We start from the raw sequence: 22160 nt of genomic DNA, 5'->3' as shown, positions 1-22160 counted from the left end.
GCCGTGATCGCCTCGCGCGGAGCCCGGCTGCTGCTCACCGCCGCTGTCCTGGCGACCGGCCTGTGGATGAGCGGCGAAATTCCCCGCTGGCGCCTCGGCGGCACGGCGGCGGAACGGACGGCCCCGTTGGCGCCGATCGGCGCATTCCCCATTCGTCTTGCGCCCGGAGACCGTGTGGTGTTCCTCGGCGACAGCAACACCGCGGGCTCCAGGATCGGCGGTGCGTCCCATGCGTTTCCCTACGCCTTTTCGGCACTGGAGGGCGGGCTGGACGTCAGCAACCTGGGATCGGGCGAAAGTACCGCGCACAGTACCTTGCCCTTGTTGAACGACCTTCATGCGCCGTCTCTCGTCGTCGTGATGCTGGGCACCAACGATGCGGCATCGCGCGGATGGCTGGCATCGCGCCGGCCGGTGCCGCTCGGCGCGTTTGAACGTGACCTCGAGCGCATCGTGCGATCCGCCATGGCCCACCGCGCGCGCGTGCTGGTCCTCGCTCCCCCGCCCGCAGGCTCCAGAGCGGCCGCGCGGCGCCTTGCACCCTACCGTCGATCGGCCCGCACGGTGGCCGAAAGAGCCGGCGCATCGTTCCGGGACCCGGTCGAGGTGCTGGCCCTCATGGATGCGGCCTTCGGCTACGATGCGTTGCATCTCGGGCCTGGCGCGCACGATGTCCTGGCCCGCTGGCTGGCGGACATGATCGAGGTCGCCCCAGGCCGGGAAGACGGCCCGGATCAGGCTGGCTGAGCGGCGCGGCGCTGCCTGGCGCGGAAATGAAGCTGGGTGGCGAACCACAGGATGAGCGATAGGCCCAGGTAGGCGCCATAGGCGCAGGCATAAATCTGCCCCACGGCGATGATCGAATCGATGGCGCCCATGCGGACGGCGACGATGGCCGTGGCGAGGCAGCCGATGCGCGGTATCAGGGTGAGGTAACCCAGGTTCCGCGAAAGCAGCGTGTGGTTGAGCATGATGCTCCCCATGCGCATGACTTCGCCGGAAAGGAACCACGGTATGGACGTCGCGCCCGGCAGAAACGCGCTGGTGAAGAACAGCCGCACCAGCAGGGGCCACAAGGGCGAGATCAGGAAGACGAACCCCACGCCGATTGCCGGCACGACGATGGCGCAGGCGAGCAGGGCGAGAAAGCGCTGCGAAAACGCCGGCTCCTCCGACTGGTCCCAGCGGGCAAGGGTCATGCCCAGGAACGAGTTGAACAGCGAGGCCGCCAGAATGACGAACAGCATTCCCGGCTGGACGAGGCCGACGCCGACTTCACCGAAGCGCGCGGCCGTCTCGCTGCGCAGCACGAGGATCGTCACCGGCTCCAGCAACAGCCCTCCTACGATCGGTATGCCTATGGCGAGGATCGGCTTGCGTGCCGCCATGGCGCGCATTTCCGGCCAGCGCAGGAAGTCCCGCAGATGCGGCCAGACACCCCAGATGCCGCAGATCGCCAGCAATACCGGCGTCGTCACGACATAAAGCATCGGGTTGCGCAAACCGCCGAAGAGCATCGCCGCGGAAAGGGCGAGATTGGACGCGCCGCCCAAGACGATCGCGTTGAACATGCGGCGGGAAAGGCCGAGGCCGAGGTATATGCCGCTTATCGCGCGCCATGCCGAGGCCATCGTCGCAGCCAGGCAGAAGGCGGCGATGGCGGCGATGCTCTGGCCTTTGCCGCCGGCATTGTCGAGATAGACCATGATCGCGACGGGCAAGGCCAGCAGCATGACGATCGCGAAGATCGCCGCGCCGCTCGACACGATCTCCCGGTGCGTGAAACCCGGCTTCTTGCGCGACAGTTCGCGGTTCAGGGCATCGCACACGCCCATCCCGCTGACCACCGCGACGGTCTCGATCAGGTTGTTGATGAGCGCGATCCAGCCGATGCCCACCGGCCCGAAAAAGATCGCCAGCAGCTTGTTGCGCCCGAGGGTCAGGGCGAAATTCGCCATGTTCCCGCCGATCATGGCAAGGCCGCGGCGGATGTGCTGGTGATATGCCTTCACAGAACGGTTTCCAGAATTGCGCGCCAGCGTCCGGCTGTGGGGACGGACGGACGGGATGGCGGTCGAAGGTTGGCGGTTTCCGGGCGACGGCGCAAATTCTGGAAGCTCGCGTTCACATTCAATCGACGGGCGTGCGCTTTGCCATGCGGTACACCGCCGGGGGAAGCCAGTCGCGCAGGATATGATCCACCTTGACCTTGTAGTCGGTCCTGTCCGAGCTTTCGGGGCGAACCTTGAACACGGTGGTGCGCTTGGGCAGCTTGGCAATGCCGTCCTCGTGCGCCGTGTAGTAATACGTGGCGATCGAGCGGCGACCGCGCTCGGGCGGACAGGTCAACGGCACCGGCTGGCCATGGTAGCTGTCGAGCGAGGTGTTGAAGACCACGGCCCGGCCGATCGTGGGCAGGACCCGGTGATGGCACCGTTCCATCTTCTGGTCCCACAGCTCGAGATGGCCGCCCCAGTCCTCGGACCAGTCGTCGTTGAGATAAACGAGCAGGTTGAGGCGTCGCTCGACCTTGAGCTTGGGATGAATGTTGAAATCGGCGTGAACCCCCAGATGGCCGCCCGACTTCGTTTCATGAAGGCCGCCGCCGGCATAGTAGGGATCCGCGATCAGCCCGTCGATGCCGGTCATGGCCTGGAGGAACCGGAGGACCGCCGGACTGTTGAGTTCGGTCACCAGGTTGCGCAGCTGCCTTCCCGGAATCTCCTTCGGGCGAAACTGGTACTTCAGTCGCTCCTGGTCGCGGTCGAAGAAGTCGTGCCCGTTGGTATCGGGAAACTCCCGCGCGACGTTCCGTAGAAAATCGGCAGGGAGGAAGTCCTCCATGACGATGTGGGGGAAAGGTTGGGCAGTCTGATACTTCTCGGCGAGCGATTTGCCGGCCGCAATGCCTTCATCCTCGTCGAAATGGATATAGCCGTCGGTCTCCCGCGGCGTGAGAATGGACATTGCATGAGCCTCCATAACAGGTCCGTTGTGGTTCTTTCTAGCAAGTCTATTCGCACTCGCACAGTCAGCATCAAAAGAAATTGAACGGGCCGCACAGAAATCGCCCGGTTAGCTAAAGTCGCGGGCGCCGGGCGATTTCTGCGGGTCGTCACGCTCTGGTCACAGCGTGATCCCGTTGGCGGTGGCCACGCCGAGCACGGGTACTCCAAGGCCGTCTTCGCACTCGCAACCATCGTAGAGGCTGCCCTTGTAATGGGCGTTGAGTTCCTCCGCGGTGCCGTAGCTGAATGGGCCTCCGCGCAGGTACGTCAGCTTGAGCCCGCTGGGCCAGGCGCCGCTCGTCTTGGTCAGCGTCACGGTGGTGGAGTTGACGATCGTGGCGGTGAACCCGCTGCGGGTCCAGGTGGCCCCGCCATCCAGTGACAGTTCGAACCCCGTCGGTGCCCGCCCGTCCTGCGTTCGCAGGCCAGTACCGCCGTTTGGCAGGACGCATCGGGCGGTGATGACCGTGCGGCCGGCGTTGATCGTGACCTGCGACGGGTCGAGATAGGGGTTGCCGGGGCAAGGGCTGAGGATGCGGGCGCGCAGGTACGTTTCGCCGATGCGATAGCCGAGCCTGTAGACGCCTTCGCGGAGCACCTGGCTCTCGTGGGGACCGCCGAGGTTGACGTTGGGACCCGATGGCGACCCGGTCGCGAGATTGTCGATCGCCAGGTCCGTGGTGGCCGGACCGACGGCCGAGATCGCCGGATTTGCTGCGCACCATGCAACCTGGCCCGCCTGCGCGTAAGTGCGGTTGACGCCGAGGTCGTCGGCATCGAGCGGACCGGCATTGGTGGTCGTCGCGCGGGTGGGAAGGCACACGCCGAGCCTGTAGCCGCCTGCCTGCAGGGAACCGTCGAACAGCGTGTGGTTCTTGGCGTAAGGGCCGGTGCCGAGGACCACGCCATTGAGCACCTGCGTATAGTCGTATCCCGTTTCGGACGTGTACCACTGCCAGACGGGAACGCGGTCCTTGCCGGCGAGCGTTGCCACTTCCACGTCCACCGCCCATTGGCGGGCGGTGGTGGTGTCGTCGATCCAGTCGCGGGCCGACGTGCCGGGGATGGCGGTGTCGATCACGCAGATCGCCTTGCCCTGATTGTGCATGGCAATGCGCGCGGCGATCGCGACCGCCCCGTTGGCGACGTTTTTCATCTGCGGTTCGATCACGAACATCTGCGCGCGCTGCAGGGTGCTGAAGCGGGCGACCGGACTGGTGGTCGAATCGGCAGGGTCTGCCCTGTCCCCGGTGAAGCTGCAGAAGCTGACCGTACCGCTCGGCGAAAGGGCCATCGCGGCGGCGTTCAGGGCGATATCCGCCTGGCTCTGGCCGATGACGCTGAGCTTGTCGCCGCAGCCGATCCGGCTATTGATGCGATAGACGGTCGAGGCATCGCTTTCGGCCCAGAGTTCTACGTAACCCCAGCCGGCGAACGGAGGCAGTTCCAGGTCGAATGCGATGGTGGCGGCCACCGTGCCCACCGCGCAGGCGGGAACCTTGACTGCGCCGTCTTCTCCCAGGACGCGGGCGAACAAGGCGCCCGAAAGCCCGGCGCTGCTTCCCGTCAGGGCGACGCGCCCGACGGTCGCGTCATCGGCCGGGCACAGGACATAGCCGTCGGGGATACGGTCGAAGGTGAGATACTGCCTGGTCGACTGGCGGCCGGCCGAGCCGCCGGCCCGTACCGCGCCCTGGATCACGCCCGGAAGCGTCAGGTCGCCGGATGCCCGCGAGGAAAGCGCTCCGGAGATGTCGCTGTAGCCACGGTAGTCGCGATAGAGGCGTACCGCCGTCGCGCCGGACAGGGCGGAGGCGGGATCGGCGCCTTCGCAGATCGCCTGCCAGACGGCGTCGCCGCCGGCGGTGCCGACAACGAAGCCGTGGAATGCGACGGCGCCGTCGAACCCTCCCGCGGGCGCCGCCAGCGTGGACAGGCTGCCGGCGGCATTGACCGCATCGCCGAGGGTGACGTGTGTCCCCGAGAGGGCGTTCAGGGCATGGCTGGTGCTGGACTGGCTGCTTCCGGCGATCTTCGGCTGCGCGGCGGCGTAGCTGGCGATCGTATAGCCTCCCGTGCCGTCCCCGCGAACGACGAGGAGTTGCCACCTGTCCGCCCGCAGCTGAACGTCCACGGAAAGATCGAGCAGGTCACCGGTGTTGCCGCGTGAGCGCCAGCGCAATTCGTCGTGCCGTTCGCCCTCGAAGTAGTTGTCGCCGTAATGCACGAGACTGAACGTGGCGCCGGTGGAGCCTGCCACGTTGCCGATCACGCGGTACTCGCGATTCCGCTTGGTCCGCTCGTAAGGGACCTGCAGCATGATGAAGAACGCGCAAGGCGAATTGTTGGGCATCAGCGGCGGCTGGACGAGGTTGGTGTTCGGGTAGGCGATGCTTCCCGCGATGCCGTCGTACTGCCTGTTGCAACTGGGGAACTGCAGGCAGCCGAAGGCGGCGCTCGCGGGTTCCACCACGGCTATCGCCTGGTCCGCTTCGGAGCCGACGACGTCGGTGGGCGCCCGCTTGCGGCCCGAGCGATCGTAGGCGAGAAGCGGGATCCGGCGGTTTTTCTGCAAGGGCCCGCGCGCCGCGAACTTGCCCTGGGCGCTGCCGGCGAAGGACTGCGACTGGGCGCCTCCCACCGTGGTGCCGTTCCCGACCGCGCTTCCTGCCGCGCCGGCCTGGAGGTGGTTGTTGGTGATCGCGAGATCCGCATCGACGGTGCCTTGCCAGATCATGTCGCCTGCGGCGTTGTTGGCGACGAGGCAGTAGCGATCGGGATCATAATTCTGGTCGCCGCGCAGCCATAGCGACTGGGACGACCATGTGTTGTGCGCGATGACCACGTGGCTGTGGCTGCGGGCCAGCTGGCTGTGCAGGAAGTCGCTGGACTCGTAGGCGCCGGTGGTCAGGGCATTGTCGAAGGCGTTGTTGAAAATCAGGAAGTCGCGCGCGCCGGCGGTGCCCGTGATGAAGATGTCCTGGGCGACGAGGCCGGTGCACAGGTTGTCTGCCAGCACGCAGTTTTCCAAAATTCCGGCGCTGTTCTGCTGGAACCAGTCGGTATGCTGGTCGAACATCGTGACGAGCGTGAGCGGCGTGCTTTTCACGTCCCTGGCGGTAAATCCGATACCCTTCAGCCCCTCCAGCGAAAGGGCCGAGGCGCGGCGCGTATTGTCCAGCACCGATGCGGTGAAGCCCGCGCCCAGGCCGTTCAGCCAGTTGGCGACCTGCTGGACGGAGTATGTGCCCGCGGATTGCATCGCTTCCGTGTTGCCGACCGTGAACGTCGCCACGTTGCTGCCCCAGGACGCGGTCAGGGTGCGGCTGGACGCATCATTGCCGCCGGAAAGGGCCAGCGTCGCCGTCGTTTCCGCTCCGGTGTAGGCCAGTCTCAGCGCAGGGATATCCACCGTCCAGCCGTCGGCGCTCGTCCAGTTGCTGGTCCGGGTGCCGACCACGCAGGCCGCGTCGGTCACCACGTCGCTGTATCCCTCTCGCAGCGTGCATCCCCGCACGAGGCTGGCATTGACGCAGGGGTTGGAGACATGCGCGATGTCGCATTCTGTGAACCAGGCATTGTCGCGGACGAAATAGCCGAGCGGGCGCGTGCCCATGCGCCACAAGGCGTAGCGGCCGGCACTGTTGATGACCTTGATGCCGTCCAGCCAATGCTGCCGCCCGGCTGCGGATTCGTGATAGATGCTGGATATGTTGCGGCTATCGAGAGTGATGTTCGCGCCGCACAGCCGCAGCCCTTCCCATCTGCTGCGCAGGAGCGATGCGCTATCCGTGGTGTAGCCCGGCTTGGCAATGGTGATGGGCGCGGTGGCGGTGACCTTGCAGTAGCCCTGGCCCTGGTAGGACTGTGCCATGCCGCCGATGTCGTAGGTCCCGGCCTCGGTGACGGTAATCAGCGGATTGTTGGCCGAAACCGATCGCAGGTAGTTGAGCGCCGCGACGAACGAGCCGTAGCGCAGGCCGGCAACCTCCGGCTTGCTCGGCGCGATCTCGACGGCATGGTCATGGAGCGTGGACTGGGGGCTGAACTGATATGGACCGATCACGCGGTTCTGCATCGCGGCGTCCCTGGGCACGGCTTCGAAGTAAAGGTGCGCATGCCCGCTGCCGGTGCGCTGCAGGCGGACCCACCATCCAAGGTACGTGCGCGCGACGCCGTTGGCATCGGTCAGGGTCTGGAGCGAGGGTGCCGTCACTTCGACGCGGTTGCCTTCGTAATGCACCACGACCTTGGCGAGGCCGAGGTCGTCAAGCAGCGTGCCGTTGTTGTTGGCGCCGCCGATCACGCCGACCAGCAGGTCCGAGGTGAAGTATTGATTGGGCGGAACCAGCAGCCGCAGCGCGGGCTTGGCCGTGCTGCGGGCGGGGGCTGCGGGCGGTGCCGTGAAGCCGCTGCCTGCCGTTCCGACCCAGCCGCTGCCGGGACGGATCGACAGGACGGCGGCGCGAGTATCGGGGCGCTTGCGGACACGGCCGCCGCGAAAACCGAAGCCGAACCGTCCCATCAGGCGAGACCCACAATGTCGGCCGCCGTCGTGCCCGTCGCCCGGACCGCCAGGACCCTGACGTCGAGGATGCTGCCTCCCGGCACGTTGCGGAAGACCACATCGGTTTCGCTGCGGGCGGGCCTCAGCGTGATGTCGCCGGCGGTCCCGACGTAGATGGCCTTGGTAATCTGCTCCAGTTCGACCGTGTCGCTGGGCGTGACGGCGAAGCAGGACTGCGCAGGAGCGAGCAGGGTGTCGATGGTGGAACGGAAGGCATCGAGCGCCATGGAATATTCCTTCATCCAGTTGGAACATATGAAGAACAATCGGTAACATGGCCCGTTTGCTGTAGGAAAGCGCTATTCGACCCCGCTAATGCTGCACTGCAGCTTTGACGCTTGCCCGGGGGTGTGCTTTGGGCATATGAGAAAAACCCATAGGATTGTGCGGGACGATATGGCCTCTTCCGGATTGCCAATGCCTGAGCAGCCGCTGCGGTTTTCCGCAGCATCGCTCCCGAGGATCCGGACGGCGGGCACATTGATGCCGCTGCTGCCGGCGATCCTGCTGCTGTATGCGACGCTGGTTCCCCAGGAGGTCCGCATCAATCTCGCGGGGCAGGTGATCTACCCCTATCGTGCGGTCACTTTCGCGCTGCTGCCATGGATCATCGTGAGCCTTGCCAAGGGACGCTATCCGTTCCGCATGGCCGACCTGTGGGTTTTCGTCGGCGTCATCTGGATGGTGGTGTCATTCAGCGCCTTCTACGGCGTCGGGGACGGCATCCGGCGCGGCGGCGCGCTCGCGCTGGACGTCATCTCGCCTTACCTGATCCTTCGCCTGACAGTGCGCAGCTTCGACGATATCCGCAGGTTGCTGGTCGTCATCGCGCCGGGCCTCCTGATCGCCGGACTGTCGATGATGGTCGAGAGCATCACCCACCGGCAGCTCGTGCGCCCGGCCTTCGCGGCGATCTTCGGCAACCTCGCATACTTCGAAAACGGGGAGGCGGTTGCCGGCGGCAAGGAGTTCAACGTGGTGCGCCTGGGGCTGCTGCGCGCGGCCGGTCCGTTCTCGCACCCGATTCTGGCCGGTCTGTTCCTCGCCAGTTTCCTGCCGCTCTATATCAATTCCTCCTTGCGCAAATGGCCATACAAGATGGGCGTCATCGCAGGACTGCTGGCATTCTTTTCGGTCAGCTCGGCGGCAATCCTGTCGATGGCCATCAGCTTCTTCCTGCTGGGATACGACTGGTTCCAGCGCATGGTCCGCGGCGTCGGATGGCGCTCGTTCCTGTTCGCCGTCGCCGTCCTCATGACGTTTCTCCAGGTCGCGTCCCAGAATGGCGTCGTGCCCATCCTCATTCGCTACACGCTCGATCCGCAGACGGGGCGTTTCCGGCAGCTCATCTGGGAATACGGGTCGCGATCGGTCGCCAAGCATCCCTGGTTCGGCATCGGCTTCTCGGATTACGAGCGCCTGCCGTGGATGATCAACAGCATCGATAATCACTGGCTGCTGCTGGGGGTTCGTCACGGGTACATCGTTCCCATATGCCTGTTCATGGCCTGCATGACCGGAATTTTCGCCTCCGGCCGCTCGCGGGCGATCGCCTCGGAACGGGATCGCAAGCTGAGCCTGGCGCTTTCGATTACGCTTGCGGGCCTGGTCATCAACGGATTCACCACGTCGTACTTCGGCGGCACGCTCACCTGGTTCATGTCGATGATCGGCATCGCGCTGATCGTGCCGGAGCGGACTCGCATGTCCTGACGGAGTGCTCGATCAGCGGAGGGCCGTCGATCGCGATTGTATTTCTCGGACATGCCTGCAGCAGCGCCGGTATTGGCGTGACGATATTCTTGGTTTTTCGGTTGTCTCATTGCTTATCGATGGATGATATTGCTAAGAGTGAGCCGTAATAGGCTTGGTGTCTGTAACTGTTTGTTGATATATAGCGCCCCCGTGTTCGAGTGCGTCGAGCGGCCCATTGGGCGGCTCCGAACCAGAATCGCGGCGGCGCTGGCACCGGCCCATACGACCGCACCTCGCCCGACCCGTGTAACCTGACGGAAAATGACATGACCCAGTCTGCCGCCTCTCCCGAAGTCACGGTGATCATCGTGAGCTACAATACCCGCGACCTCACGATCCGTGCCATCGAAACGCTGTTCGAGAATGCCGGCGACATCACCATGCGCGTGGTGGTGTGGGACAATGCGTCGCACGACGGATCGGCCGAAGCGGTGGCCACGCGCTTCCCGGATATCGAACTGATCGCCAGCAGCGAAAACGTAGGCTTCGCGAAGGCCAACAACGCGATCGCCGCAGAGGCGACCACGCCCTGGGTCCTGCTGCTCAATCCCGATACCGAGACTCACCCCAAGGCGGTCGAGAACATCGTCGCGTTCGGCAAGGCCAATCCCCAGGCGGGGATCGTGGGCGGGCGCACGGTGTTTCCGGACGGTTCGCTCAACATCGCATCCTGCTGGAACACGATGTCGCTGTGGAGCCTGTTCTGCTCGGCGACGGGTCTTGCGAAGGTCTTTTCCAATACCCTGTTTTTCAATCCCGAAGGAATCGGCGGGTGGAAGCGCGATACGGTCCGGCATGTCGATGTCGTGGTCGGGTGCTTCATGCTGGTGCCCACGGCGCTCTGGCGCCAGCTGGACGGCTTCAGCACACGCTACTTCATGTATGGCGAGGAACACGATCTGTGCCTTCGCGCGGCGCGGATGGGGTATCGCCCCATGATCACGCCATCAGCCGAAATCATGCACCTTGTCGGCGCCTCCAGCGCAAAGCGGGAAGACAAGATCCTGCGCCTGATGCGGTCCAAAGCGACGCTCGTGCGCGATCATTGGAGCAAGCGCCGGGCGACGCTGGGCATCGCGATGCTGTGGCTGTGGATCGCCAACCGGCATTTTGCCTCGGCCCTGCGCGCGCGGCTGTCGGGCCGCTCCGAGGATGCGGCACGGTGGCGGACGATCTGGGGGCAGCGCCGCGACTGGCTGGCGGGGTACTGACCCGTGCAGGAACAGTTCGCCCACAAGCAACGGCTGAGCCGGGGCGCGAAATTGCTGCGCCTGATCCGGTCAACCCTCGATCCGAGGGCATGGCTGCACCTCGGCAAACTGGTCAATTATTACAACTACACCCATGTCGCTCCGATGCGGCAGATACGCTTCGGCGCCGGGCCCAGCGTGAGCCCGGACGTGGTGTTCTCCAATTCGGAACGGATCGTCATCGGTGACCGCGTCCGCATCGGTTCGCGATGCCACATATGGGCAGGGCCGCGCGACGGGTGGATCCGCATCGGCGACGACGTGCTGTTCGGTCCCGAAGTCATGCTGACGGCATCGACCTATCGCTTCAACGACGGATCGCCCGTGACCGACCAGGCGATGCGCGAAGGCGACATCGAGATCGGGAACGATGTCTGGCTGGCGACGCGCGTGGTGGTGCTGCCGGGGACGCGGATCGGCGATGGCTCGGTCATCGCGGCGGGCACGGTCGTAAAGGGCGACATTCCCCCGATGTCCATCGTCGCGGGATCGCCGGGCAAGATAGTCGGCCGGCGCGAATTGCCGCTCGCCGTGCCGGAGCCGGAGAGAACCTGATCCGAGCGGGTTGGGAGATCGGGAAGAAGGTCCGCCCGGCCATCACCCGATCGCGGTGGTCAATCCCCGTGCGAAGTCGGCGGCGATCGTCCCGCGCTTGAAACGGTCCGCGTCCTTGCTGAACTGCCAGTCCGCAAGCGCCTCCTTGAGGTTGCGTTCCTCGCGGACGACGTGGCGCATGGCGGCCGCCAGCGCGGCGGCATCACGCGCATCGACACGGATTGCGAAGGGCAGGCCGTCGAGATAGCCGTCGACCGCGGTCCCGGCCGGGTAGATGATGGGCAAGCCGCTGAACAGCGCCTCTATGAACACGAGGCCGAAGCTTTCGCGGAGCGAGGGCATGACGAAGCCGGCGGCCGCGTTCAGGCGGGTCCGAAGGCCATCCCCCGACATCGGTCCCGCAAATTCGACATGGCGGACCTTGCCTGCCAGCGCCTGGCAATCCGCGGTTTCCTGCGGGCTGCCGCCGCCGATCACCGTCAGCAGGGGCGCATCGCCTTCGCGCTCCATCAGGCCGATGGCCTCCACCATCGTCGCGAGGTTCTTGCGCTTGTAGTTCTTGAGATGGAACACCGACACCAGCCCCTGCCCGCCGACGATCGGGGGCAGCGGCAGGTCGAGATCGGTGGGGCAGGGCAAAAGGACACTGGCCGCGCTGCGTCGGCCCAGGGCATCCTCGACCTTGCGCATGGCCCAGGGAGAAAACGGAAAGACGACCGAGGCCTCGTGGAAGACCTTTGCGAATTCCCGGCGAAGGTCGGGCCGGGCGGACAGGATCTTGGTGTCGGTATCGCCCTGGATGGACAGTGCGTAAGGGATGCCCAGCTCGGCTGAGGCGCGGCGCACCGCGATCCCTTCCACCGCAAGCTTGTGCCCGACGATCAGGGCTGGCGGCTCGCCGGACGAAAGATCCCGCGCGAGCCAGTCTCCGACCTGGCGCAGCATGGTGGCATGAAGGATGCCCTTGGGCGGTGCCCGATAGATGGCGGCGCTGCCGTATCGGAAGGGCTGCGTCTCGACCTCGGGCGAAGGGCGAAGGCCGTTCCGCAGGACCGACTGCAGAAATCGTGCGGGAGAGGGTGTGCGCCTGTTGAGCGAATAGACGCAGTGATCGAAGCCGGTTTCGGTGAGGTCCACGAGCGAGCGTATGACCTTGGTCTTATGGCCGTCGATGGGATCGGGAAAATCGGCAGTCACGTGCACGATGCGGCGCTTCATGGTCGGCGGCTCCGTGTGGTGTGATGCGATCTGGGTCGAGCGAACCCGCCAATCGCGTCCGGCTCGGGCCGGGCGCGATTGGCGGGGCGGGGTCAGCCCTTTTCTTCGCCGTAGCTGTAGTACGTGTAATGATAGTCGTAATAGTGGCCGGCGTCGAGCGCGCGGAACTTGGTCAGCACGGCGCCCAGGATATTGGCATCCGCGTCGCGCATGCGGCGCAGGGCGGTCTTGGCCTGGCCGAAGTGGGCGCGATTGGACTCGACGATGAAGACCACGCCGTCCGCGAGGCGCGACAGCAGCGGCGCATCCGCGAGGCCCATGACCGGTGGAGAGTCGAACAGGATTATCGAATACTCGTTCCGGTACTTCTTCACGAACTCGGCCATGAGGGTCGAGGAGAGGAAGTCCACGGTGTTGGGCGGGGCCGCACCGACCGGGAGGACGTCGAGGTTCGGCTCGTTCGATCGCAGCAGCGCATTCTCGAGCGCGACTTCGCCGAGGAGCACTTCCACCACGCCGACCTTCGGGCGGGAGGTCCCGCCGAAGTGACGCGCCACCGAAGGCTTGCGCAAGTCGGTATCGACAAGCAGGACCTTCTTGCCGAGCCTGGCGTAGCGGCGCGCCATGGCCACCGCCGTCGTCGTCTTGCCCTCGGCCGCCTGGCTCGACGTGAACTGCAGCACGTTGTGATCCGGGCGAGGCAGGACGAAATCGAGCGAGGTGCGGATCGTGGAATAAGCCTCGCCGAGCGGGAGCGGCTCCTCGGACACGTCATGGTCGGGGACGATCGGCGTCTGGCCGAGCGCCTTTACCCCGAGCTTGCGCTGGAGGTCTTCCATCGACCGCATGCGGTCGTCGAAGGCTTCGCGAAGCACGGCCACCGCAAGCGCCAGGCCGATGCCGACCACGAGCGAGACCAGCAGGTTCTTCTGCAGGTTCGGCGACACCGGGCTGACCGGCGGGATGGCTTCGTCGATCTTCGTGATCGTGCCGGGACGAATGTTCGCCGCGGACGAAATCTGATTGTAGCGCTCCAGCAGCGAGGAGAGCTGCTGGCGCTCCGCCTTCACCTGACGGTCGAGCTGGTTGAACTGAACCCGGCGTTCCTGCTCGTCCAGGGTGGCATTGGAGGTCGTGTCCAGCATGCCCGACATTGCCTGCTCCTGGCGCAGGGCAACTTCGTAGTTCTGGCGGATACCGTTTTTGACGTCCTGGCGGTTCTTTTCGATCTGGCGATCGAGCGCATCGACCTGGGCGCGCAGACCGGCGACCTGGGGATAGCCTTCGCCATAGCGCGTGCGCATTTCGGCAAGCTGCCCGGCAAGCTGCGAGCGCGTGCCGACGAGCCCCTGGATGGCGGAGTTCTGCTGAACTTCGGGAAGCTGCGCCGCGGGCAGGCCCTGCGAGGCCTTCCAGCGCTGTTCGGCGGTGATGCGTGCCTCGCGCGCCTGCGACAGCGACGAGTTCACGCTGGCGAGGTTCGCCGCGGTGATCGTCTGCGGCACGGACTCGCCCGAGGCATTGTCACCGCCGTCGCCGAGCAGCGACTGGCCCACGATGCGGTTCGCGCGGGCATAGGCGAGGGCGGCCTGCTCCGCGACGCGAAGGCGATCGCTGACGGACTTCACCTGGCTCTGCAGGTAACGCAGCGCGTAGTCGTTCTTCTCGAGACTGCGGCGCACGTCGTCGGTCGCGAAGTTGTCCGTGTAGGCATTCACGATCGAGGCGGCGAGAGCCGGGTCCGACGAGGGGAAGCTGATCGTGATCAGGTGACCGGTCATCGGCGTTTCCGCCTTGACCTGGGCCATGAGCTTTGCCGCCGCCATCTCGCGCAGCTTGGCTTTCCACTCGGCCGCGCTCACGCCCTCGCGCTTCGACGTCAGCGCGTCGCCGAGGAATTCGGCGTTGCGATCGAGCTTCAGCGTGTCGACCACGAGCATCGCCATCGAGCGGCTCTTGATGACAGCGACGAGCGTGGCGAGGTAGTCGTTGACTTCGTTGGGGCGGATCTCGGGCGAGAGATCCTGGCCCTCGATGATGTTCGTGCCCTCGGGATCGACGCGGACGGTGGAGCTGGCCTCGTAGACGGGGCGCATCAGCAGGGTGACGACGAAGCCCAGTACCAGCAGGCCGAGGATCACCCCCGAAAGGATGTAGCGCTGGCGCCACGCGAACCCGCGCAGCGTGGCCATGTCGATGGTCTTGGCGTCTTCAAGCTTCTCCTGCGGCTGTTCCGACGGCAGGTAGCGGTCGGCCCATGTGGCAGGCGGCGGCGGCGGGAGCGCGTTGTCGCTGGTGTGCATGATGTTCTAGCGTCCCGTCAGAGCTGAGTGAAGAGCGCGAAGGCGGGCAGCGTTCTCAGCAGGTCCTGCCAGAACTGCGACAGGCCGGAGGTGCCCACGACGACGCGGTCGTTAGGTTGCAGAATAGGGTCGATCATCGTGCCCTGCTGCATTGCAGCATAATCGAACTTGGCGATCGCGATGCCCTGAGGCGTGGTGCGGAATACGGCCACCTGTCCGACCTTGGCTACGCGCGAAGGGCCGGCGGCCAGCGCGATGGCGCCGGAAAGCCGTGTCGCCGGAGTGGTCTTGTAGATCCCCGGCTTCTCCACCGCGCCCTCGACGGTGACCATGTGCGAGGCGTAATCGACCACGTTGACCGCCACATGGGGCGCCGTGAGATAACGGCCCTGCAGGCGCTGCTCGATCTGCTGGCCGAGCTGCTCGCTGGTCATGCCGGTGGTGTTGATCGTGCCGAGCAGCGGCAGGGAGATCGTCCCGCCCGCGCCGATCGTGGCACTCTCGAGGGAAAGCTCGGGTTCGCGGAACACGCTGATCGAAATCACGTCGGCCGGTTGCAGCAGGTATACGGTCGAGGTCGCCGCGGCATAATCGGACTGCCCGAACTCGCTAACCGGCTGCGCGGTCACCGGGCCGATGTTTGGTGGTGGCGTGCCGTTGCAGCCCGACAAGACGAGGGCCAGCATGACAGGCAATGGCGCAAAGCGACCGGTTTTTGCGATCAACATTAAGTAAGGACCCCGTGTCGAATGAAATTTGCATAACTAGGCCCCTTGGCAATGGCAAGACATATGCTGCGGGCGGGAAAGAGCGATTGTGCGGTGCATGATGGTGCCGCGCGGCCATGCGCGCGCAACCGGAAGCGCGCCTCGCCATGCGGGCCGGCTTGCCGCGCGGCAAGGGCGCGGCTGCCGATTTTTCAGGCAAATGGATGATTTCAACATAAAAATGCCGCCCGCACCGAGGCTTGCGCATGCTGCGAGCGCGGCGGCAGCGGGTATGGTCCATTCGTCCGCTGGACCATGGGCCCGGGTTGATCTAGCAGTCCGATATTGCAGTTGCACATCAGCTGCTGCACCAGGTTCCCTGATGGGGCGCGATGTCGCATGCTTAATATCGTTTGCTGTGTTGTATATGCCGCTGTGGCGGTTCTCAGTGCCAGGTCCTGCCTGCAGGTGCGGCGCCTGCAGGGGCCGCCGAAGAGCCTGGCGCTGTGGGGCGCCGCCGCCGTGCTCTTCGCGGCGCTGATCGTGCTGCGCCTGACCGGCTTCGAGGAAGCGCTTCGAACCGCCCTGCGAACGGGCCTGGAAGCCCATGGCGACTACGCGAGCCGGCGTGAATTCCAGGCGCCCCTGGCGGCGGCCTGCGCGATCCTGGCGGCGGCGCTCGCCGTGGTGCTGTGGCGTGGACACCCGACGGGGCGCGGCCGTCGCCCCCAGCGGCTGGAGCGCTGGGCACTCTACGGGATGATCGCGATGGTGGAATTGATCTTCCTGCGCATGGTGTCCTTCCACGCGACGGACATGCTGCTCTATCGCGGCCCGCATCTGAACTGGGCCATCGACCTTGGCGCCTCCTTCGTGGTCGGGACGGCAGCCTGGCAACATGCCCGGCTGCTGTCCTCGATCCCTGGCGGCGCCGCGCGGCGGCGGCGCAAAACCTGAGCTATTTTCCAAGGCCCAGCACTTTGCGATAGGCCTCGACAAGCGGGGCCACCTGATGCGACCAACTGAGATCGCTCTCGACCCGCCGGCGCCCGTACCCGCCCATCTCGGCGCGGCGCTGGGGCGCATCCACCAGTTCGAGGATCTTGTCCGCCATGTCGACAGGGTCGTTGGCCCTGGCGTAGAGCGAGGCATCCTGCGCGGAGAAGCGCCCTTCGACGACGTCGAACTGCACGATCGGCTTCTCGAACGCCATGTATTCCATGATCTTGTTCATGGTCGACTTGTCGTTCATCGTGTTGACGCGGTCGGGGTTGACGCCCAGGTCCATCGTCGAGAGCACCTCGAACAGGTCCTGGTCGGGCGCGCGCCCGGTGAACTGGATGAAATCCGCCAGGCCGCGCCGGGCCACTTCCTCCTGGAGGCCGGAAAGGCTGGGGCCGCCGCCGACCAGGCAGAACTGGATGTCGTCGCGGCCCTTGAGGCGCACGATATGGTCGACCGTGTCGATCAGCAGGTCGATGCCTTCCTGCTCGCCCATCACGCCGACGTAGCCGACCAGATAAGGCCGCCCGTTCTTCCATTTCGGATTGGGCGCGACCCGCTTGACGCGGCTGAGGTCGGGCGCGGAACGCACCACGAAGACCTTGTCCGGGTCCATCCCGCCGCGCTCGATGGCGATCTTGCGGTAGCTGTTGTTGGTGGCGATCGAGACGTCGGCGACCTTGAAGGTCAGCTTCTCGAAGAACACCATCAGCTTCCAGAAGAAGCCGCGCTTGTCGAACTTCGCTTCGTAGAGTTCGGGATTGATGTCGTGGTGGTCGAAGATGTACTTCACGCCCAGCAGCTTGAAGGGCAGTGCGACCAGGAAGATGAGATCCGGCGGATTGCACCCCTGGATCACGTCGATCCCGCGCTTGTACCAGATCTTCCACGCAAGCACCGTTTCCCAGAACAGCGCCGCGCCGTATTCGAGGAGGAAGCCCAGCGCTCCGCTCGCTTCGATAGGGAGCGGGTGGCGATAGATTTCGACGCCGTCGATCATCTCGTAGCGCTTTTCGTATCCCTTGCCGGTCGGGCAGATGACCGCGACTTGCGCGCCGGCCGCAACGAGTGCGCGCGATTCCTGCCACACGCGCCGGTCGAAGGGCAGGGGCAGGTTCTCCACGACGATGAGGACCTTCCTGCCTTCCAGCGGACGATCCGCCGCGTCGGGCGCCCGCGCCCAATCGGCCTGAGACACTTCGGCCGTCATGCGATCGCACTCACGTCGATGACGCGCGTGTCGCCCAGGTCCAGGTCGCGCGCCAGGCGATTGGTCGCGATGGCGAGGTCGTATCCGCCGCTTTCCGCTCCGGCCTTGTCGACGAGCAGGGTCTCGATCGAGGGGAGATAGGCGTAGGCGTAACCCAGGTTCTGCCCGACGAGATTCTCGGGCTTGAGCGCGGGGTCGTAGACCTTGAGGGCGTAGCCGGCCTCGAGCAGCTTGCGTGCCATGTCGACCGCCGGGCTTTCGCGCAGGTCGTCGGTGTCGGCCTTGAACGAGAGCCCGATCAGCAGGACGCTGGCGCCGGGCCTGAGGTCGCGGGTGACGCGCAGGAACTGGTGATGCTTGTGGGCCTCGTTGGTCCGCAGCAGCGAGTCGAAGAGGTGCGTGCTCGCCCCGGTGTCGGCCGCGATGTACTGCAGCGCGCGCACGTCCTTGGGCAGGCAGGACCCGCCGAAGGGGCCGCCCGGGCGCGTGTAGTAGGGGGAGATGTTCAGCTTGGTGTCGGAGACGAAGATCTGGTGCACCTGCCGGGCGGAGATGTTCAGGTTCTCGCAGACCCGGCCGACCTCGTTGGCGAAGGCGACCTTCACCGCGTGCCAGGTATTGTCCACGAACTTGGTGATCTCCGCCTCGCGGAATCCGACGTGGAAGATCGGCGCCTCGATACCGGCATGGAGGCCTTCCATGTTGGCCGAAGGCGATCCGTCTTTGGTGCCGATCACGATCTTGGGCGGGTGGAAATAGTCCTCGATCGCAGTGGCCTCGCGCAGGAACTCGGGATTGTAGACCAGTTCCACCAGGGCATCGGCCGATTCGCCGAGCCGGGCCTCGAAGATCGGGCGGATCATCAGGTCGATCGTGCCGGGGCGCATGGTCGAGCGATAGGCGACGGTCAGCGGGCGGGTGCGGCCCGGCTTGATGGCCGCCGCGATCGAGCGCGTCACCTGGACGATGTAGCTCATGTTGTGGGCGCCATCGACGCCGCTGGGCGTTCCCACGCAGACGATGGCGATGTCGGCGTCGTCGAGCTGATCGCCGATTTCCGTGGTGGCGGTGAGCAGGCCGTCTTCATGGGCCTTGGCGACCAGATCGCCCAGTCCAGGTTCCTGGATCGGGCAGCGACCTTCGTTGAGTGCAGCCACTTTCGAAGAACTGACATCCACACCGACGACGACATGTCCCTGGCTGGAAATGCAACCTGCGGCCGTGCAACCGACGTAGCCAAGCCCAAAGATAGCTATTTTCAAGGTCTTTTAGCCCCTAATTCAATTTTCGATAGTAACATGAAGATTAGCAAGAACTGGTTGCAATCGTTGTCGAGAAGGTCTGTTACAAAGTTAGTAAACAGCCAAACTCAATATTAAATCTGCAAATGTCTTTTGTCGGTGTGACGCCAAATACGGTTGCTCTGGCAATATCCGCATGAACACGTAACAGAAATTTGCTGCGATGCAATATGTTCAACCCGGGGGATGTGGAACGCCCGTCGATCACCGGGCCGCTGCGGGTACGGGATTGCTCGGCGCGGTCTGGGCAGTGCCTGCAGGTTTCAGGGGCGGACAGGCTTGAGTATTGGTATCGCTCGCAAATTCCCGCAGATGGACCGCGCGAACTTTCATGCTGCGGTGCGTCGGGGCCTTGAGAAAATGCAGCCAGTCGCGTTCGTGCAGACGGGTGAAGACGCGCGCGCCCCGCGCGATGTCGTACCCGGCGCAGCGGGCCAGCTTCGCACCCAGGATATCGGCGCTGTCCTCGGCCGCCCGGCGCGCGCGCAGCGACATTCCGCTCCCGTCCCGGTTGATGATGTGGCCGAGTTCGTGACCAAGGATGATCGCCAGTTCGTCGTCATTCTGCGCGAATTCCACCAGCGCGAGCGTGATCGCCACATTGTCGGCATCGCTGTAGGCGTCGATGCCGCCGGCGGTCTTGAGCAGGAAGCGGGCGGCGCATCGCGAATCGCGCGGTATGGAAAACTGCAGTGGCTTGCCCTGGCGCAACACGTCCAGAACCACGGGGCGGCCGGCCGGAACCCCGGCGGTGAGTTCCTGGAGATGGTCCGCCAGCAGAGCCGGCGCCGGCGAGCGCTCGGCAAGGGTCCGCCAGTCGACCTGGTCGACCGCGACGATCTCGTCGCCCGGCCGGAGCCCTGCCCGCTCGGCGGGCCCGCCTGCGATGATCGAGGCAACCTGCGGCCGCTCGCCCAGACCCAACATGTCGCTCACCCGGGAGCGCTCCCGGGCCGGGTAGGCGCCGATGTAGTCGAATTCCGCACCGATCGGCGCGGACTGCCTGGGGCACAGGTTCGCGGCCGCGCCGTCGAGGCGCCAGCCGACCTGGGCGATCCGGTCCATCGCAACCTGCAACGGCAAGGCGGTGGGCGTCTGCGCCTGGGCGACCGGGGCAGCGAGCGAGGCGAGGCCTGCGAACCCGGCCCACGCGCCGGCAAGGACGCCGCGGCCTGATCGGCCACCCGAGCGGCTCGATCGCGGGTCGGAACGTCGGGTCAAACGGGGTCCCTTCCAGTGGAGCCCGAATGGGCGAGACGGCATCGCTTACACAGGGCAGCGATGCAGGCAAGGGATCACATGCGTCTGGGTTGGCGCTTCAGGTCGCCGTAACGGGCCCAAAGGCAGGCGAGGGATCGCCGGGACGACGTTTTTTCAGGCCCTGAAGTGATCGAGTATCCGCCTGTCCAGCGGCTCGCGGAAGCAGACGCTGACCTGGCGCGCGTCGTCGCGCCTGGCCTGCGCGGCGAAGGGGCCGACCGCGCCGATCCACAAGAGGACGTCGTCACCCAGCGCGAGCGGCGCCGCGATCGGTTCCAGGTCGCAACCGCCGTCGCCCAGGCCTGAAATGCGCACCGCGGCAGAGCCGTAGGCTCCGACGCACTCGCCGTAGAGAATTGCCGTCATTGTCTTTCAGCCGTCCGGTTTCCCGGCGTCCTCTTGTTGTCTTTTGGTCGGCTGTGCTCGGCAATGCCTCGCCCGGCCGGCGAGGCTGCGCCCCGCACCCACTCCGATAATCGTCGTAAGGGTCAGAACGGTTGCAGGCGAGCAGCAAAATAATGACGAGTGTTGTCAGGAGGGCGATAATCGGGGGGGTGAAAAAGGGATCCGCGCTCAGGCGACCTGCTCGCGCGACAGGGCGCCGTCCTTGTCCTTCGTCCTGTCCTTGCCGATCAGTGCCTGCACGAACTGTTCGCGCCAGTGGATCACGTCCTCCTCCCGCACCGAGGCGAGGAGCTTGGCATGGCGGCGCTTGCGTTCGGGCAGCGGCATGTCGAGCGCGCGCTTGATCGTCTCGGCGACGTGCTCGACCGAGTGCGGGTTGACCAGCAGCGCGTCCTTGAGCTGTAGCGCCGCGCCCGCGAACTGCGAGAGGATCAGCACGCCGGGGTCCTCGGGATCCTGCGCGGCGACATATTCCTTGGCGACGAGGTTCATGCCGTCGCGAAGCGGGGTGACGAGGCCGATGTCGGCGGCGCGGTAGTACCCCGCCAGCATCGCGCGGTCGTAGCCGCGGTTGACGTAGCGGATCGGCACGAAGTTCACGTCGGCGTGGGCGCCGTTGATGTGGCCGGTCTTGCGCTCGAGGTCCTCGCGGATCTGCTGGTAGCTGGCAACGTCGCCCCGGCTCGGCGGGGCGATCTGGAGCAGCACGGCATCCCCGGCCTGCTCGGGATAATCGCTAAGGAACCGCGCGAAGCCCTCGAACCGCTCGCCCAGACCCTTGGAATAGTCGAGCCGATCGACGCCGATCAGGATCTTGCGGCCGCGAACGCTGGACTTCAGTGCCTTGTAGGCATCCTGTGCTTCCTGGCTGGCGGCGGCCTGGGTGAACTCGGCGTAGTCGATGCCGATCGGGAAGGCGCGGGCGACGACCTTGCGGCCCTTGTAGTCGATCGAATTGTCGAGATTGACCTTCAGGCCCATCTCCTTCTGGACGTAGTGCAGGAAGCTCTCCAGCCATTCGACGGTCTGGAAGCCGAGCACGTCGTATTCCAGCATCGAGGCGACCAGCCGCTCATGGAAGGGCAGCGAGGCCAGCAGGCGGGTCGGCGGCCAGGGCGTGTGCAGGAACAGGCCCATGCGGTTCTTCACGCCCTTCCCGCGCAGGATCGAGCCGAGCGGAAGCAGGTGGTAGTCGTGGACCCAGACGAGGTCGTCGGGCTCGATCAGCGGTAGCACCGAATCGGCGAAGCGCTCGTTCACCCGCTCGTAGCCCTCGCCGAAGTTGCGGTCGTATTCGGTGAGGTCGATGCGGTAGTGGAACAGCGGCCAGAGCGTGCGGTTGGCGTAGCCGTTGTAATACTCGTCGATGTCCTGCGGCTCGAGGTCGATCGTCGCGGTGGTGACGTCGTCGTTGCGCTGCATGTCGAGGTGGCCGGTGAACTCGGCGGTTTCCTGGCCCGACCAGCCGAACCAGATGCCCCGGTGCTCGCGCAGCGCGGAGTTGAGCGCCACCGCGAGCCCGCCCTGTGCGCCTGCGGCGCCGGCGGCCTTGGGGACGCTGACGCGGTTGGAGATGACGATCAGACGGCTCATGTTACTTCCTCGGTCGCGCCGCTGCG

The 22160-nt window shown here is 65.4% G+C and carries 17 protein-coding genes; 5 read left to right on the top strand and 12 right to left on the bottom strand.

Going from position 1 to position 22160, the window contains the following annotated elements:
* Positions 1 to 3: 3 nt before the first annotated feature.
* Positions 4 to 747, top strand: a complete 744-nt coding sequence (locus AC07M9_RS12945) for an SGNH/GDSL hydrolase family protein (protein ID WP_494884164.1) — start codon at positions 4 to 6, stop codon at positions 745 to 747.
* Here AC07M9_RS12945 and AC07M9_RS12940 read toward each other — a convergent pair.
* The 4 genes from AC07M9_RS12940 to AC07M9_RS12925 form a co-directional block, all read right to left on the bottom strand.
* Positions 735 to 2012 (bottom strand): MATE family efflux transporter, encoded by a 1278-nt coding sequence (locus AC07M9_RS12940; RefSeq protein WP_494884163.1) that lies wholly within the window; start codon positions 2010 to 2012, stop codon positions 735 to 737. The genes AC07M9_RS12945 and AC07M9_RS12940 overlap by 13 nt on opposite strands.
* A gap of 118 nt (positions 2013 to 2130) precedes the next feature.
* A complete protein-coding gene (locus AC07M9_RS12935) occupies positions 2131 to 2967 on the bottom strand; it encodes a 2OG-Fe(II) oxygenase (RefSeq protein ID WP_494884162.1) in 837 nt (278 codons plus the stop codon).
* A 159-nt stretch (positions 2968 to 3126) separates the two neighbouring features.
* Complete coding sequence (locus tag AC07M9_RS12930) at positions 3127 to 7533, bottom strand: hypothetical protein (RefSeq protein ID WP_494884161.1); 4407 nt, start codon at positions 7531 to 7533, stop codon at positions 3127 to 3129.
* Entirely contained in the window at positions 7533 to 7802 is a 270-nt protein-coding gene (locus tag AC07M9_RS12925) for a spike base protein, RCAP_Rcc01079 family (RefSeq protein ID WP_494884160.1), read from the bottom strand. Before AC07M9_RS12925 ends, AC07M9_RS12930 begins: the two co-directional genes overlap by 1 nt.
* Positions 7803 to 7992: 190 nt before the next feature.
* Here AC07M9_RS12925 and AC07M9_RS12920 point away from each other — a divergent pair, with 190 nt between their 5' ends.
* From AC07M9_RS12920 to AC07M9_RS12910, 3 genes are all read left to right on the top strand, one after another.
* Positions 7993 to 9288 (top strand): O-antigen ligase family protein, encoded by a 1296-nt coding sequence (locus AC07M9_RS12920; RefSeq protein ID WP_494884159.1) that lies wholly within the window; start codon positions 7993 to 7995, stop codon positions 9286 to 9288.
* 308 nt (positions 9289 to 9596) lie between these two features.
* Entirely contained in the window at positions 9597 to 10541 is a 945-nt protein-coding gene (locus tag AC07M9_RS12915) for a glycosyltransferase family 2 protein (RefSeq protein WP_494884158.1), read from the top strand.
* 3 nt (positions 10542 to 10544) lie between these two features.
* Positions 10545 to 11135, top strand: a complete 591-nt coding sequence (locus AC07M9_RS12910) for an acyltransferase (RefSeq protein WP_494884157.1) — start codon at positions 10545 to 10547, stop codon at positions 11133 to 11135.
* Positions 11136 to 11177: 42 nt separating this feature from the next.
* Here AC07M9_RS12910 and AC07M9_RS12905 read toward each other — a convergent pair whose 3' ends face one another.
* The 3 genes from AC07M9_RS12905 to AC07M9_RS12895 all read right to left on the bottom strand — a co-directional run bounded on the left by AC07M9_RS12905 (position 11178) and on the right by AC07M9_RS12895 (position 15342).
* Positions 11178 to 12353, bottom strand: a complete 1176-nt coding sequence (locus AC07M9_RS12905) for a glycosyltransferase (RefSeq protein ID WP_494884156.1) — start codon at positions 12351 to 12353, stop codon at positions 11178 to 11180.
* A 92-nt stretch (positions 12354 to 12445) separates the two neighbouring features.
* Positions 12446 to 14656, bottom strand: a complete 2211-nt coding sequence (locus tag AC07M9_RS12900; RefSeq protein ID WP_494884155.1) for a GumC family protein — start codon at positions 14654 to 14656, stop codon at positions 12446 to 12448.
* Between the two features lie 17 nt (positions 14657 to 14673).
* On the bottom strand, positions 14674 to 15342 hold the full coding sequence (locus AC07M9_RS12895; RefSeq protein ID WP_494884154.1) for a polysaccharide biosynthesis/export family protein: 669 nt from the start codon (positions 15340 to 15342) through the stop codon (positions 14674 to 14676).
* 420 nt (positions 15343 to 15762) lie between these two features.
* On the opposite strand from AC07M9_RS12895, the gene AC07M9_RS12890 reads away from it, so the two are divergent.
* On the top strand, positions 15763 to 16320 hold the full coding sequence (locus tag AC07M9_RS12890) for a hypothetical protein (protein WP_494884153.1): 558 nt from the start codon (positions 15763 to 15765) through the stop codon (positions 16318 to 16320).
* A 1-nt stretch (position 16321) separates the two neighbouring features.
* Here AC07M9_RS12890 and AC07M9_RS12885 read toward each other — a convergent pair whose 3' ends face one another.
* From AC07M9_RS12885 to otsA, 5 genes are all read right to left on the bottom strand, one after another.
* Positions 16322 to 17575, bottom strand: coding sequence for a glycosyltransferase family 4 protein (locus AC07M9_RS12885; protein ID WP_494884152.1), 1254 nt, complete (start codon positions 17573 to 17575; stop codon positions 16322 to 16324).
* Complete coding sequence (locus AC07M9_RS12880) at positions 17572 to 18837, bottom strand: nucleotide sugar dehydrogenase (protein ID WP_494884151.1); 1266 nt, start codon at positions 18835 to 18837, stop codon at positions 17572 to 17574. Before AC07M9_RS12880 ends, AC07M9_RS12885 begins: the two co-directional genes overlap by 4 nt.
* Before the next feature lie 243 nt (positions 18838 to 19080).
* Positions 19081 to 19941: a M48 family metalloprotease gene (locus AC07M9_RS12875; protein WP_494884150.1), complete on the bottom strand. Its 861-nt coding sequence runs from the start codon at positions 19939 to 19941 to the stop codon at positions 19081 to 19083.
* Positions 19942 to 20250: 309 nt separating this feature from the next.
* Positions 20251 to 20502, bottom strand: coding sequence for a hypothetical protein (locus AC07M9_RS12870; protein ID WP_494884149.1), 252 nt, complete (start codon positions 20500 to 20502; stop codon positions 20251 to 20253).
* 207 nt (positions 20503 to 20709) lie between these two features.
* Positions 20710 to 22134: an alpha,alpha-trehalose-phosphate synthase (UDP-forming) gene (gene otsA, locus AC07M9_RS12865; RefSeq protein WP_494884148.1), complete on the bottom strand. Its 1425-nt coding sequence runs from the start codon at positions 22132 to 22134 to the stop codon at positions 20710 to 20712.
* Positions 22135 to 22160 lie beyond the last annotated feature (26 nt).

This window comes from Novosphingobium sp. GW821-FHT09E05 (assembly GCF_059416165.1).
Note: the sequence above shows the minus strand (reverse complement) of the source record. Positions and strands in the feature narration are given on the sequence as shown.

Bases quoted from the DNA above. Each gene is read 5' to 3' on its own strand.
- AC07M9_RS12935 (WP_494884162.1), bottom strand. From the start codon at position 2,967: ATGTCCATTCTCACGCCGCGGGAGACCGACGGCTATATCCATTTCGAC.
- AC07M9_RS12930 (WP_494884161.1), bottom strand. From the start codon at position 7,533: ATGGGACGGTTCGGCTTCGGTTTTCGCGGCGGCCGTGTCCGCAAGCGC.
- AC07M9_RS12925 (WP_494884160.1), bottom strand. From the start codon at position 7,802: ATGGCGCTCGATGCCTTCCGTTCCACCATCGACACCCTGCTCGCTCCT.
- AC07M9_RS12920 (WP_494884159.1), top strand. From the start codon at position 7,993: ATGCCTGAGCAGCCGCTGCGGTTTTCCGCAGCATCGCTCCCGAGGATC.
- AC07M9_RS12915 (WP_494884158.1), top strand. From the start codon at position 9,597: ATGACCCAGTCTGCCGCCTCTCCCGAAGTCACGGTGATCATCGTGAGC.
- AC07M9_RS12905 (WP_494884156.1), bottom strand. From the start codon at position 12,353: ATGAAGCGCCGCATCGTGCACGTGACTGCCGATTTTCCCGATCCCATC.
- AC07M9_RS12900 (WP_494884155.1), bottom strand. From the start codon at position 14,656: ATGCACACCAGCGACAACGCGCTCCCGCCGCCGCCGCCTGCCACATGG.
- AC07M9_RS12895 (WP_494884154.1), bottom strand. From the start codon at position 15,342: ATGCTGGCCCTCGTCTTGTCGGGCTGCAACGGCACGCCACCACCAAAC.
- AC07M9_RS12890 (WP_494884153.1), top strand. From the start codon at position 15,763: ATGCTTAATATCGTTTGCTGTGTTGTATATGCCGCTGTGGCGGTTCTC.
- AC07M9_RS12885 (WP_494884152.1), bottom strand. From the start codon at position 17,575: ATGACGGCCGAAGTGTCTCAGGCCGATTGGGCGCGGGCGCCCGACGCG.
- AC07M9_RS12875 (WP_494884150.1), bottom strand. From the start codon at position 19,941: ATGGACCGGATCGCCCAGGTCGGCTGGCGCCTCGACGGCGCGGCCGCG.
- AC07M9_RS12870 (WP_494884149.1), bottom strand. From the start codon at position 20,502: ATGACGGCAATTCTCTACGGCGAGTGCGTCGGAGCCTACGGCTCTGCC.
- otsA (WP_494884148.1), bottom strand. From the start codon at position 22,134: ATGAGCCGTCTGATCGTCATCTCCAACCGCGTCAGCGTCCCCAAGGCC.